Raw genomic sequence first — 12,236 nt, forward strand, 5'->3', positions numbered from 1 at the left:
TGTCTGCCTTCCTCCCCTACAAGTCCCAATCGACTTCTGGCGCGCGGTTATCTATTTCTACCGTCCGCTCCACTAATGCTTGCTTGATCGGATCGGTATACGAATCTGCAGAACGCCGGTCCGCCTCCGTCACGTAATCCTCAATGGTCGGTTGACCAAACTCTTCAAAGACCGTCAACCGGATTTCGTATCTCCCCACCTGAGTCAATTCCAGCTTAGGATTAATCTCATTTCCATTATTGAAGATCTCCCAATTCTCATCGGTAAACCGACCGTCATTATTGGAGTCATACCGATACTCCCAGATCCGCCGGTTCAGGGTATCCTTGTCTGTGGAAAAGGATCTGTCCGTAATTTGGATGATCGCTCTATTCCCCTTCTCCGGGTCCCGATACATTTTTTGGGCAACGTCAAAATACACACTTGGAACTTCATCCGGTGCAATATCGAACGTGATCTCCCCATCTGCACCATAGCCGGCTGTATTCTCAACATGAATATTTGCTTTGTATTTTCCTGGCTTCCGGAAGAGAACGTCCTTGCTCTCCAGCTCGGCCAGACTGCCGCTGTATTTGATATCTGCATTAGTCCCGCCGCTGACGGCGCTGATCGTGACCTGAGTTTTAGACTTAATGATCGGGAATCGTGTCGGGCTTGTGCTGCTGTTGGTGAGCGTGGTTTTCCGGTTCTGCTTCAGCGATCCGGTGATCTCCAAGGTTGCGGATGGAATCGGTTCAATGACCGTTACCTCGGTACTGGTGCTCCCGATCAGCCCGTCATTATCGACAACGGTAAGCATTATGGGGAATGTCTGTCCAACCTTGTCCCGTGTGTACCACACATAGCCTCTGGCTGTATTTTCAATCCCGCCCTCTGCTCCAGGAGTTCCCCAGGCATAGTCCGTAATGTATCCGTCTGGATCAGAGGAACTCCCTCCGTATACCATCATGTCTGAACCGGCTTTGACGTACTTGGGTGCGCTGATTCGGGCAATCGGTGGCTTACCTTCCGGCTTGCTCGGCGTTCCCGGTATGGATGGATAGGTAATGGGGTTGTCCCTTTTGTACACTCCGGCCGAGACTTCCATTTTCTGTTCCAAGGAAGTTATCGAACCGGACTTAGTAACCACAGGATTCTTGAACCGGATGATCACCGTCAGCGCGTAATCCTGCTTGAAGCTGTCACTGGTTACCCGGCTGGCCGGGATCTGGAAGTCAAAGCTTTTCGATGCGGTGAGCATTTTTCCGTATTCTTTCTTCATGTCAGCCTTCGCTGAACCGTCTTTTTCCTTGGCATAAAATACCCATTCTTCGATGTTAGAGGAATTCGTGTAACCCAGCAGTTCGCCTTTAACGTTGATCTTCACATCGACCTTGCTGCCTTCCAGCTTGATTGGGTTTGGACTCGGCTTCTCTAGCGTGGCCGTTCCGTTCAACGTAGCTTGGTCAGGTGGGGAATAATCAAAGGTGACCGAACCGGCGTAGCTGTAGGATGTGACTTTGGCTTCGGCGTTGAAGTAATAGGGGAGAGTCACGTAATAAAGCCAACCTCGAGCATGTCCTCCTTTCCCAAATCCTTCGGATACTTCTTCTGGTCTCCTTTTTTCAGACGGTACTGAATAAGTAATTATAAACCTTCCATTTTTAACGGAAGTTTCCCCTTTATCACCTTTCAGGGCTTGTGGATTAAGCTTTATGCTTGACTGAGATACACTACTATAGGGAACCTGCGTTTTATCTTTCCTATACCAAGTTGCTGTGCTCGGACTGACAGGATCTGACTTCGTAGACACGGTAGTCTTAGGTGGTATCTCAGATGGCATTCCGTAATCTTCTGCGTTCTTATTGGAGCTTTCATTATAACCCTTGTCCTCTGTGTAATCATTAATCTGCCATCTTCGGCCATCTGAATAGCGCCAGATGGAGTTTCCAGGAACACTCACAAAAGGCTTGTCAAACTGTCCATCCATTCCAAATACAGGAAATACCTCATCCTTCACATTCCCCTTCAGCGTAACCTTAATCTTCCCGTTCTCGACAGTGAGAGCCCCTACAACACTGTTGTTTCCTGAATATTTCATTGTGCCTGCCTTAATCGCGGAGCTAGTGACCCCGCTGGGAAGATCCAGATAAAACGTCTTGGCACTATTTCCTGAGCCGGTTAACCCGGTTGTCACCGGTATGCTGATGCTGCCTTGCTTAGCTCCTTCTGCTTGTGCCGAATAGGTGAAAGCTGGCACAAGCAACTCAAAAGCTAACAGGATAACTACACCGACAATCCAAAGTTGTTTAGTTTTCATTTTCTTCATCATTTAATTCTTCTCGTTCACAATATATTTTGTGGTAGAGTTGCTCTTGTTATCTAGCCAGATTACGAAATAATTAAAGTTTCCAGTGTACAAATACGCTTGGTACGTACTGAGCTTTTCTCCCGGTTTTAGACTCCAATCCCAAAGAGATTGCTTGCTATTTTTGATATCTGTCATTTTATCTGGCATACTAGTATACGCTTCGCCTTTGGACAAATCCCCGAAATTCAAACGCCATTTGTCTTTTAAATCCTTAACGTTTTGTTGAACCATACTCCCACTCTTATTTTCCACAGTGATCTTCGTCCAAATAAAATACTGAGCATTACCTAAGTTATAACCATATGTTTTACTCAACACCTGAGCATCCTTCGACTTCGCATCAAAGATCATAATCTTCTCCAACGTGTAGTTCAGCCCCCCGGCCGTAACTGTTACCGGCAGTTCCAGATCTTTCACTAATCCGAACTTAGAAAGGTTGTCTCTCATAATCGGAGCTGCTGGTTTTGCCGCTGTAGCAGCCTGTGCTGAGCCCACTTGCCCTAGAATCGAACCCGCCAACAGTGTAGTTGCTAAGATTGCTTTCATCATTATCTTTTCCATGTAAATCTCTCCTTTAATAGTTTGTGCGGCCTGCTAAGGTTCGCTTCAGGGCAGGCCGCATTCATCCTGGTTTACATATTAAATTTATATTCCTGAACCGCCGGCACTGTAATGGCCTCTTGAACCTTGCTTCTGGAGATCAGCACCGGGTGCTGCGTTTGAATAACGGCGATGACCGAAGGACCTTGTATGTATTTGGTGATACCGTAAGTACTGTCCTCATAGAGCAGCGGAAAAGTATCGCCCGTAGATTCATCCACGATGTCGAATTTGACGATCTTCACTTGAGCCTGAAGCCGGCTCCCCGCCAAGGGGGATAAGCCGTCATCCAGTCCCAGATTACTCTGCAGGGTGTGGCGGAAGGTGGCATAGGCCTCAGCGGGATCAATGACCAGACGGCCTTGGGCCCTCGCTGCTTCGTTCAACTCCTGTGATGCGTCATGGACGGCCATATTGTTGGCATCCTTAAGCATGCTGCGCACCTGGTCCCACTCCTGATTCTGAATCTGAAAAAACCAGGAATAAATAAAGATCAACAGGACAAAGGCCAGCTTAATAATATAATCCATAGGTTAGCTTCATCCCTTAATTAATCGAGATATTCACTCATGATTGAGCCATGTCCATAGTACTGTGTCGGCTGGGATACGCCGGAGAAATTGTAGGGGAACAGGTTCACCCGCGGTGCGGTCACATACACATCAATCCGCTGTTTACGCTCAAGGATCACTTCTGTTCCGCTGGTTATCTTGATCGAGCCTTCGGGAAATCCTACAGCCTTCAGGTTAGAAATGACCTCAGCCTTCATGGAGACAGTGACCCTCCCTTCTGTGGCTGCCTTTTGCGTGATATACGAGGTGTTGGCTTTGACCTGCAGATCGAGCAAATAATCGATGTACGTAAAAATCGGCTGCAGGATAATGAACAACACCAGCCACATGAACAAGGCCCGGAGGACGGTTGCCTTCAAACGCAGCGCCTCCTTTTAATACTTCTCGACAGCTTTGACATGGGTAATAATATCATCCTGGCTGCCGCCGATCATGCTTGTAGCCCCAGCGATAAAAATCCCGGCAATCACAAAGCCAATAGCCAGAAACAGCGCGACGGAAATCGAGTCCTTCTTCATCTCTGTTACACCAACGGACTGGCGATCGTATACGTTACAGCTGCTTCCACGGAATCTGCGGGCTGAACCAGACTAACCTTCGGGATTTCAGGTCTGTTGTCATCCGCTTTATCGATTACATCCCGTACCACAGGAATCAATACGGCAATTACGATAGCCACACACAGGAACCCGATTGCGATAAATAAACCAGTAGAAATAGCGTCTTTTTTCATTGTTAATATCTCCCTTTTGATTGTATATTTTAAAATGATTCTTGAATATAACAAAAATTTCACTTCGTTTATTTTCTTGCTTCCAGCCTGCCTAATTAGCTCATTGGAACATCCCTACGCCGTTAAAATTCCCTTTGATCAGCATAATGTACTGCATCGCCAGCGACACAATCATCAGAAAGGTGGCGATCGACGGAATGACATTGATGATCGTGGAAATGTCCCCGATAAAGGACCACTTCTTCAGATATTGGTCACTTGAGATTTTGGTAATAATTTTGCCCTGCTCCTGCAGATACTTCGCTGCTTCATGGTCATCATCCATCCCTTCTGTCGCAAGCAGAATCGAGCGGATATCGTTGATAAACATGTGGTTCTCCGGGAATTTGCTGCAAAACCATTCAATGGCCCGCTCCGTCCCCTCATCCACCGCCCGCTCCGACAACTCATACAGATCCTGGCGGATGTAACTGAAATGGTTGGCCGTCCCGGCGCAGAAGGCGCCAAATTCCACATACCCCCGCTTGCGCAGACGGTTATTCTCATAGAGGCGGATGAAGGAGATCAGCTCCCCGTCTTTTTGAATCAGTGTCTTCTGATGCAGCCAGCTCAGCAGCCAGCCAAACGGCAGCGCCCGCTGCGGACTGGTAATCACGAGAATCAGCAGAGCAATCAGAGGATCGTATATTGACATTGGCTCTGAACGTAAGAAGTCTCCCGTTACCTGGGCCAGCAGATAGAGAAAAGCCGCCGAATATCGGAACAGGGTGATTTTGGCTGCTGATATAGAGAGTCCGCTCTGATTGAGCAATTGCTGCAGCCGCTCATTGTGCACACGTTCCCCGAAGGCCTTCCACTGCTGGCCCAGACGGAGCACATACCGCTGCTGACGGCTGCTGCTGCTGATAAAGACCAGTAAGGCAAGATACACAATACCTGTTACAGCTATCAAAAGTAGTAATCTATCCATCATTCATCACCTTAATGGTAGTCCAGTCTGGGTCTGGCGAGGATGGTACTGATCATGAACGAGATGAATAGGCCCGTCAGGATCACCATCATAAATGAAAGTCCAATCGTTGTCTCGAACTGCAATTTGAAATACACATCCGGCTTCAGCATGTACATGAACGTTCCCACAGAAGACACCAGCACAATCAGATTACCGTACAGCCCCAGGCTGATCGCATCCCGGCTGCTGGCCTTTACTGTCAGAATAGTCTCCCGTTGCAGCTCCATTGAGCGGTTAAGCGTCATGAGCGAGCTTTTGAGATAACGGGTGCCCTCCTTCTCGCAATAGAGCAGATCAGATACGAATTCAACGGCAAACGTCGTGCCAATCGCTCCGGCAAAACGCCCGGCTTCCTCATTCAGCTCCCGTTCATTACTATAGCCAGCGAACGCTGCACCCAGCAGCCTCAAGGGCGTCTTCAGCACATTCTCCACCGGCAGCAAGTCACTGGTCTTGGACAAAATGGAATCCGCAGACAAATGCGTGAATTTGGTGGCGATTTTGATCACATCGAGCAGATCGTAGCTCCCCCGCACCTTGCGCTGGGCATAGGTATATCTCATCCGCAGATAAGGAATACAGGCCGAGAGCACCGCCAGAAACAGCGGAAGCCGCCAGGCATTCGCCACAGGTGCGCCGTCATTCAACACCATGCCTTCCAGAAAAGGATTGCTGAAGCTCATCTGCCCCGGCAGCTCTTTAAGAGTCAGCAGACTCGATAGGAATACACCGAGGAACAGCATCCCCGAACGGGTGACGAAGCGCAGCACACTGATGCCCGGCTCGTATCGCTTATGGGCAAAATACAGCAGATCATCCAGATGGCGGTACAGCCACATTTTCCTCTTCGCGCTGCTGACCTTGTGGCCGAACAAGCTCATCCGCAGGTTCATCCGCAGATCCAGCTTCTGCCCCCATTGCCATAGATGCCGCTCAATCAGCGGCTTGACCAGCAGCCAGAGTCCGCCTGCAACGAGCAGGTGAAGCACAAACTGGATGATATAGAACAGCAGCCCCACAGGCTCTCCCTCCTCTCATTCGTTCAAAACGATTTTGGACTTCAAACTTTCCTTCAGCGGGTCAGTCATCGGCTTCTGCGCAGCGAGATGTCCAAGCTCCTGCAGCAGCATCCGTGCCGCTCTGGCATTCTTCTTCTTCATCTTATCGATCAGCGCCTGGGTCAGCCTGTCATTATAGGTCCAGCCCGCCTGCTCCGGTTCCCAGCGCATCAGATCATTGGCGAAGACTGAATTATTGGCCTCTTCATAAAAGACCTCGGAGATCCGTGCCAGCCGTTTCTTCCCATCCGGGACACTCTCCAGAATGAACACCAGCTCACAGGATTTCAGCGCTGAGATTAAATGCCCTTTCAGGCTGCCGCCGATCCGTGTAGATACAGCAAACGCCCCCTGATAAGGAATATCCTCTGAATCTACCGTATGAAAGGTGCCCGTAATGCCGTCATACCCCTTCTCCCCGCTCCACAGATAGAATTCCCACTCGTTATAACGCATTTCTGTCATGTATAGAATGTTCGGGTCATGCCGCAGCGACTCCACTCCGACCTCCATCAATTCCTCATTGGAAGCCTGAATCGGAATAATCCGGTGGCCTTTGATCTGGTACGGTAAAATCGACTCCGGATGCTTCTCGATCATCACGACGCCCATGCAGGAAGCGGAGCCGAGCAGCTGCTCGCCGACAATTGTGTTGGCAAAAGTAGTTTTGCCCGAGCCAACCGCCCCCGCGATAATCGTGTTTCGAAACGTCCCGGTAAGCGCACGAATCAGATCAATCGCTTCCGCAGGAATACATTCCGTGCCGGCCTGATCATCCAGATCCAGAAATTCAACGACCTGCCGCCGCAGCGAGATGGTAGTGAAGCCCTCCCAGACCCGCGGGGAGACCCAGATGGCTAGACGAATGAATCGGCCGGGCCAGAGGGGATCATCCATTTTGAATTCAACGGAAGGATTATCCTTGTTCAGCTTCTTGCCCGGATCACTCTTGAGGAGAGAGCGCTTGAGCTGCTCCACCCGGTCCAGCGAAGGCATCTCATAGGGATACGCCACAAACCTCCCCTGATGGTTATAAAAAATTTGCCGCCCGATCATCTGCAGTCCGGTGGATTCGCTATAGGCACGGTCTGTGAACCAGCGGTAGGCGGGGCCGAAGCCCTTCCATTCATGAAACAGCGCTTCAGCGGCTGTGCGGTAAGCCTCCGGCACTTTTCCGGTAAACGGGGTCCGGCGCAGGTATTTCTCAATCTCGTTCATGAAAAAGCTGACCGCCTGCGGATCACCAACCAGCGCCTTCGCATTCAGTTCGAAATAGCCGTCATCCTCACGCTCCAGCCCGGCGTTCATTTCACTTTTCATGGTGTGCAGGAAGCTGTAGAAGTCCTCTTTGCCGGGCTTGCTGGTACGCAGTACACTCTGCTTCAGTGAGAATAGCCGTCTGCTCTGCGTTCCGTCCGCGAGTCCAGGCACCGCCTGTAAGCTCTCATCCCCCTGCCCCTGCCCCTGCCTCCTGCCCTGTTCAGGGTCCAGCGGAGCCCATCCGGACAGCACACGCTTCTGCTGCAACGGCAAGCTGTCATCCTTGTTGTTCATCATTGAAATATCCCCTTCTTACGGGTTTCCTGGGCGAGGCCCAGTGATACAAGTAATGCGTGGACCTTATCGTCCACTTGCTGAAGCTCTTTTTTTCCCAGCGGCAGGCTCTCCGGAAAAGATGGATAATACGGTAGCTCCAGCAAAAGCTCGCTGCCAAAACGCAGGGCCAGGCTCTTCGGTGATGTTAGCTCCTCCACATTGCTGCGGTTAATTATCCACTGGAAGTCCTGCGGATGCAGGTCCATATGTCCGGCCAGCTCCATCAGGGGCTGCAGCCTGTGTTCATGCCGCGGGTGTGTAACGATCATGCGCAGCAGCGACTTCTGCATTCCCACATACCACGCGGCGCTCTCGGGAATCGACCCGAAGTCCGCAATCACCACATCGGCGCTTTCACTTGCTCTCGCCAGCAGATATTCGATCTCCTCCTCCTGATAATCCTGAGCGCTTAGATAATCGAAGTTCCCTGGCAGATAGGCATAGCCTTCCTGCTTCACCAGCGCGCTGAAGTCCTCATCATGCAGCATTTTACCCGTAATCCGCGGCCGCAGCCTGTCCAGACTAACCGCCGTCTTCCGGTCATAGCCCGGATCGTACAGGTCGAGACCCAGCATAATCACCCGCAGCCCTGAAGCGGCAATCCTCCTGGCGAACAGCTTGGCAATACTCGTGCAGCCAATCCCCGGCCCTGAACCGAAGAAGCCTACCACATTACCACTCTCCTTGTGCTCATCTTCAAGCATATAGCGCAGCTTATCGATGATTGCCGCTGAGGTGCAGCGCGGAGGCATGAAGAATATGCCCAGACTCTCACACTGCATATGTATGGCCTGGTAACCCCGCACCCCCTTTTGCAGATAGATGTACAAAATTGAAGAGTCCGGATACCTCCCTCTCAGCTCTCTTAATTCCGCTACCGGTACCTGCTCGCTCGTTACCATTAACAGATGCCCTCCGGCATGCTCAGGCTCCGGCAGCACACTTTGAGCAATAACGGTGAAGCCTGCCAGCTTAATCTCATTAATCGTCAACTGATCTATACCCAGACTGAATATTCTCAAGTTTATTCCTCCTCCTTTCTGTATGCTCTTCTACTCCACCCGGACAATCCATAGCTTCTTGCCCTGTTCGAGATAAGCTCCCAGCAGCTCACCGTCGCTCTTCTTCAGCTTCAGCTCCGGGGCTGCCACCTTCCCGGTTGAAGTAAAACGGTTATTGTTATTGCCGTTCTCCGAGTCGAGTACATCGTTGTTATCTTCCGTACGGACATAGTTTACTGTCACTCCGCTTAAGAATACTTTGCGCGCAGGGATTTCCGGCGGAACCTCTGCTTCCGGCAGCGAAGAAGCGTCTGAGGTCTGCCCTCCTCCAGTAGCAGTTACAGATGCAGATGCGGATGCAGCCGGACTGTATCCTCTGCGTTCTTTTGCGGGTAAGTCTCCTTCGACCAAATAGATATCTACCTTATCCCTGCTGCGGAGAGAACCGTTGATGGCATAGATCGCGTCTTTGGGAATCGGGAAAATCCCCTCGTCCTGCTGTGGCTCCAGTTCGCTTACATCCACCAGCGACTCGGTCAGAATGCTGCCATCCGTCAGATTAACATTCGTAATCTTCTGTTCCACCTGCTCCAGACTACGGACGACCCCTGCCGGGATGTCTTTGGTCTGTACGGAATCCAGATAGAGATTCTCCGCTGTCAGCTCATGATTCTTCGGCAGGAAGCCGCCCCCGTCCACCTTGATTTTGACAACGGTCTGTGACAGTACATAAGGCTTGAAATACAGATCATAGCCGAGCAGTCCGCCGAAGCCAATGAGCAGGATGAGTCCGGCGAAGAAATAATTGCGTTTTAATAGACGTCCGTGCTTTGTTGACAAGCCCTTTACCCCCTTTGAATGTGATTTCTGCACATAGCAAAATACATCTTGGCGCTTATGTCCAAAATGCCGGTAAAATGCTTTTTTACCTTAGTGGTTGAGAAGTGTATTAGATTATCCTTGTGAGGTTGTGAAGCCTGAGGCTGCGGGAAGCTCCCGCTGAAGATGAATGCCGGTAAAAGCCAGGCCAGAACGCTGTTCCATATCCCCTGCGTTACGCAGGGTTGCTGACTTTTACCGGAGTGGTTGTAACGGTTACGGCAAGATTAGCTGATTAATTAAATACTACTGTTTTGTTGTGATGCACGAGGATTCTGTCCTCAATATGCCATTTAACGGCACGGGCCAGAACGACCCGCTCAATGGTACGTCCAATGCGCTTCAGCTCGTTCACATCATCGCTGTGGCTAACCCGCTGAACGTCCTGCTCGATAATCGGCCCGCCGTCCAGCTCCTCGGTCACGTAATGGGCGGTTGCCCCGATGATCTTGACTCCGCGCTGATAGGCCTGGGCGTACGGCTTACCGCCGACGAAGGCAGGCAGGAACGAATGATGGATATTGATGATCCGGTGCCGGTAATGCTCGATGAATGAAGGGGAGATAATCTGCATGTAGCGGGCCAGTATGATCACATCGATATCCTCACCGATAACCTCCAGTTGACGCGCTTCAGCTTCAGCCTTCGTCTCTGCGGTAACCGGAATATGATGGAACGGAATGCCGAAGGATTCCACATAACCCTGCATATCGGTGTGGTTGCTGACCACAAGCGCGATATCTGCATCCAGGTCACCCGCCTGCCACTGCCAGAGCAGCTCCACCAGACAATGGTCCTCCTTGGAGACGAAGATCGCCAGCCGCTTCTTATGGCTTACCTTGAAGATCTGCCAGTTCATCTTGAAGCGCTCGGCAACACCGCCGAAGATGCTACGTACCTCCTCCAGCCGCTCATCCAGCTTAGGCAGGTCAAACTCTACTCTCATGAAGAACATTCCGCCATCCGGGTCCATCGTATATTGGTCCGACTGCACGATGTTCGCGCCATGCTGATACAAGAAATGCGATACCGCCGCTACAATCCCCGGTCCGTCAGGACAAGATATGAGCATACGCGCCCGGTCGGGATAAGGTCTGCCTGTTGAATGCTCTCTCTTCACATGTAATTCCATAGTTCTCCGTTCATCCTCTCATCTGCTTGCATTATCTATGCGGGTCTATGCCTTCACGAGCAGCTGTTTGCCTGCAAGCCAGGCGATCAGCCGGTGATTAACGGCTTCCTCACTAAGCTGAGGGAATAATCCGGCAGCTATGACTTGATCATAGAGACGTTCCAGCGGTTCCCGGGGATCCGCTTTCTTAGCCTTGGCGTCATTCTTCAGCAGCTCCCACACATCCAGGACATAACGGCGTGAATCCAGCTCCTGCTTGGCAAAAAAGGCATGCAGCTCTTCCAGCTCCTGCAGGAATTCCGCACCGAAGCGTTCAGCAACATTGCCGCGCAGCAGAGCGATTTCTACTTCATACATGGGACGGAGCTTCTTGGCGTCTTTGCCGATCCAAGGCGTCTCCAGAATAAACGGCAGACCTGCCAGTGCTTCATGCTGGACTACATTGTTGATCGTCTCGAATCCTATGTAGCCGGAGCCAATTGGTGTATGACGGTCTTTGCCCGCTCCGCGCGGGTTCTTGCTGTCATTAAGATGGATCACGCCGAGCCGCTCCAGGCCGATGGTATCATCGAACTTCTTCAGCACCCCATCCAGATCGTTCACGATGTCATATCCGGCATCATGAATGTGACAGGTGTCAAGACAGATCGATAGCCGCTGATTAAATTCGACCTTATCTATAATGGAGGCAAGCTCCTCAAAGGTGCGGCCGATCTCTGTGCCTTTACCAGCCATCGTCTCCAGTGCAATATGCACATCGGTCTCATTTGTACCGCCCAGCACCTCATTCAGACCGTCTGCAATACGCTGAATGCCGTAATCAGCATCCTTATCAGTGAATGCACCCGGATGCAGGACAATATGCTTGACCTCAAGCGCATGGGTCCGACGGATCTCCTCCTGCAGGAAATCTACTGCCAGCTGATAGGTATTTTCCTTGTAGGAGCCCAGGTTAATAATGTAAGGGGCGTGAACCACAATCTCGCCGACGCCATTCTCCCGCATCTTCTGCTTGCCTTCCTCGGGGAACATCGATTCAATCGGCTTCCGGCGCGTATTTTGCGGCGCTCCCGTATATATCATAAACGAGGTAGATCCGTACTCATTTGCTTCATTGGCCGCGCTCAGGAGACCCTTGTCCGCGCAGGACACATGTGAACCTATTTTCAGCATGCCTATTTCCCTCTTTCCTTCACGAATTAACCCTTATTCTACCGTGATCGGGAGAATAAATCTAGGCAAGCCCCGAAAGGCCGCTTCCGCTTCGCAAACCTAAGGAAATACGCTATACTCAAGAGGAGCA

Annotated in this window: 13 protein-coding genes; all 13 read right to left on the reverse strand. The window is 50.9% G+C overall.

Going from position 1 to position 12,236, the window contains the following annotated elements; all coding sequences use genetic code 11:
* Positions 1-16 precede the first annotated feature (16 nt).
* The 13 genes from MHH78_RS30075 to MHH78_RS30135 all read right to left on the reverse strand — a co-directional run bounded on the left by MHH78_RS30075 (position 17) and on the right by MHH78_RS30135 (position 12,106).
* Positions 17-2,311, reverse strand: a complete 2,295-nt coding sequence (locus MHH78_RS30075; RefSeq protein ID WP_341169831.1) for a hypothetical protein — start codon at positions 2,309-2,311, stop codon at positions 17-19.
* On the reverse strand, positions 2,312-2,911 hold the full coding sequence (locus tag MHH78_RS30080; protein WP_341169832.1) for a hypothetical protein: 600 nt from the start codon (positions 2,909-2,911) through the stop codon (positions 2,312-2,314).
* A 71-nt stretch (positions 2,912-2,982) separates the two neighbouring features.
* On the reverse strand, positions 2,983-3,480 hold the full coding sequence (locus tag MHH78_RS30085; RefSeq protein WP_339313072.1) for a hypothetical protein: 498 nt from the start codon (positions 3,478-3,480) through the stop codon (positions 2,983-2,985).
* A gap of 20 nt (positions 3,481-3,500) precedes the next feature.
* A complete protein-coding gene (locus MHH78_RS30090) occupies positions 3,501-3,881 on the reverse strand; it encodes a hypothetical protein (protein ID WP_341169833.1) in 381 nt (126 codons plus the stop codon).
* Positions 3,882-3,896: 15 nt separating this feature from the next.
* Positions 3,897-4,040: a hypothetical protein gene (locus MHH78_RS30095; protein WP_340826409.1), complete on the reverse strand. Its 144-nt coding sequence runs from the start codon at positions 4,038-4,040 to the stop codon at positions 3,897-3,899.
* Between the two features lie 5 nt (positions 4,041-4,045).
* Positions 4,046-4,255, reverse strand: a complete 210-nt coding sequence (locus MHH78_RS30100; protein ID WP_340943413.1) for a hypothetical protein — start codon at positions 4,253-4,255, stop codon at positions 4,046-4,048.
* Positions 4,256-4,355: 100 nt separating this feature from the next.
* Entirely contained in the window at positions 4,356-5,225 is an 870-nt protein-coding gene (locus tag MHH78_RS30105; protein ID WP_143803835.1) for a hypothetical protein, read from the reverse strand.
* An 11-nt stretch (positions 5,226-5,236) separates the two neighbouring features.
* Positions 5,237-6,286 carry a hypothetical protein gene (locus MHH78_RS30110; protein WP_341169834.1) on the reverse strand — a complete coding sequence of 350 codons (1,050 nt, stop codon included), beginning with the start codon at positions 6,284-6,286 and terminating at the stop codon, positions 5,237-5,239.
* Positions 6,287-6,301: 15 nt separating this feature from the next.
* A complete protein-coding gene (locus tag MHH78_RS30115) occupies positions 6,302-7,882 on the reverse strand; it encodes an ATPase, T2SS/T4P/T4SS family (RefSeq protein ID WP_341169835.1) in 1,581 nt (526 codons plus the stop codon).
* Positions 7,879-8,943, reverse strand: coding sequence for a hypothetical protein (locus tag MHH78_RS30120; protein WP_341169836.1), 1,065 nt, complete (start codon positions 8,941-8,943; stop codon positions 7,879-7,881). The genes MHH78_RS30115 and MHH78_RS30120 overlap by 4 nt, the downstream gene beginning before the upstream one ends.
* 30 nt (positions 8,944-8,973) lie before the next feature.
* The gene (locus MHH78_RS30125) at positions 8,974-9,762 is read right to left on the reverse strand and encodes an SAF domain-containing protein (RefSeq protein ID WP_076082424.1); all 789 of its coding nucleotides are present in this window, start codon (positions 9,760-9,762) and stop codon (positions 8,974-8,976) included.
* A gap of 274 nt (positions 9,763-10,036) precedes the next feature.
* Positions 10,037-10,933, reverse strand: coding sequence for a formyltetrahydrofolate deformylase (gene purU, locus MHH78_RS30130; RefSeq protein ID WP_341169837.1), 897 nt, complete (start codon positions 10,931-10,933; stop codon positions 10,037-10,039).
* 45 nt (positions 10,934-10,978) lie between these two features.
* Positions 10,979-12,106, reverse strand: coding sequence for a deoxyribonuclease IV (locus tag MHH78_RS30135; RefSeq protein ID WP_340991396.1), 1,128 nt, complete (start codon positions 12,104-12,106; stop codon positions 10,979-10,981).
* Positions 12,107-12,236: the final 130 nt, after the last annotated feature.

Origin of the sequence: Paenibacillus sp. FSL H3-0333 (assembly GCF_038002805.1) — a bacterium.
GTDB classification, from domain to species: domain Bacteria; phylum Bacillota; class Bacilli; order Paenibacillales; family Paenibacillaceae; genus Paenibacillus_AQ; species Paenibacillus_AQ silagei.

Excerpts from the sequence above, each read along its gene's own strand:
- MHH78_RS30100 (WP_340943413.1), bottom strand. The coding sequence starts at position 4,255 with ATGAAAAAAGACGCTATTTCTACTGGTTTATTTATCGCAATCGGGTTC.
- MHH78_RS30135 (WP_340991396.1), bottom strand. The coding sequence starts at position 12,106 with ATGCTGAAAATAGGTTCACATGTGTCCTGCGCGGACAAGGGTCTCCTG.
- MHH78_RS30095 (WP_340826409.1), bottom strand. The coding sequence starts at position 4,040 with ATGAAGAAGGACTCGATTTCCGTCGCGCTGTTTCTGGCTATTGGCTTT.
- MHH78_RS30085 (WP_339313072.1), bottom strand. The coding sequence starts at position 3,480 with ATGGATTATATTATTAAGCTGGCCTTTGTCCTGTTGATCTTTATTTAT.
- MHH78_RS30115 (WP_341169835.1), bottom strand. The coding sequence starts at position 7,882 with ATGATGAACAACAAGGATGACAGCTTGCCGTTGCAGCAGAAGCGTGTG.
- MHH78_RS30105 (WP_143803835.1), bottom strand. The coding sequence starts at position 5,225 with ATGGATAGATTACTACTTTTGATAGCTGTAACAGGTATTGTGTATCTT.
- MHH78_RS30075 (WP_341169831.1), bottom strand. The coding sequence starts at position 2,311 with ATGATGAAGAAAATGAAAACTAAACAACTTTGGATTGTCGGTGTAGTT.
- purU (WP_341169837.1), bottom strand. The coding sequence starts at position 10,933 with ATGGAATTACATGTGAAGAGAGAGCATTCAACAGGCAGACCTTATCCC.
- MHH78_RS30080 (WP_341169832.1), bottom strand. The coding sequence starts at position 2,911 with ATGGAAAAGATAATGATGAAAGCAATCTTAGCAACTACACTGTTGGCG.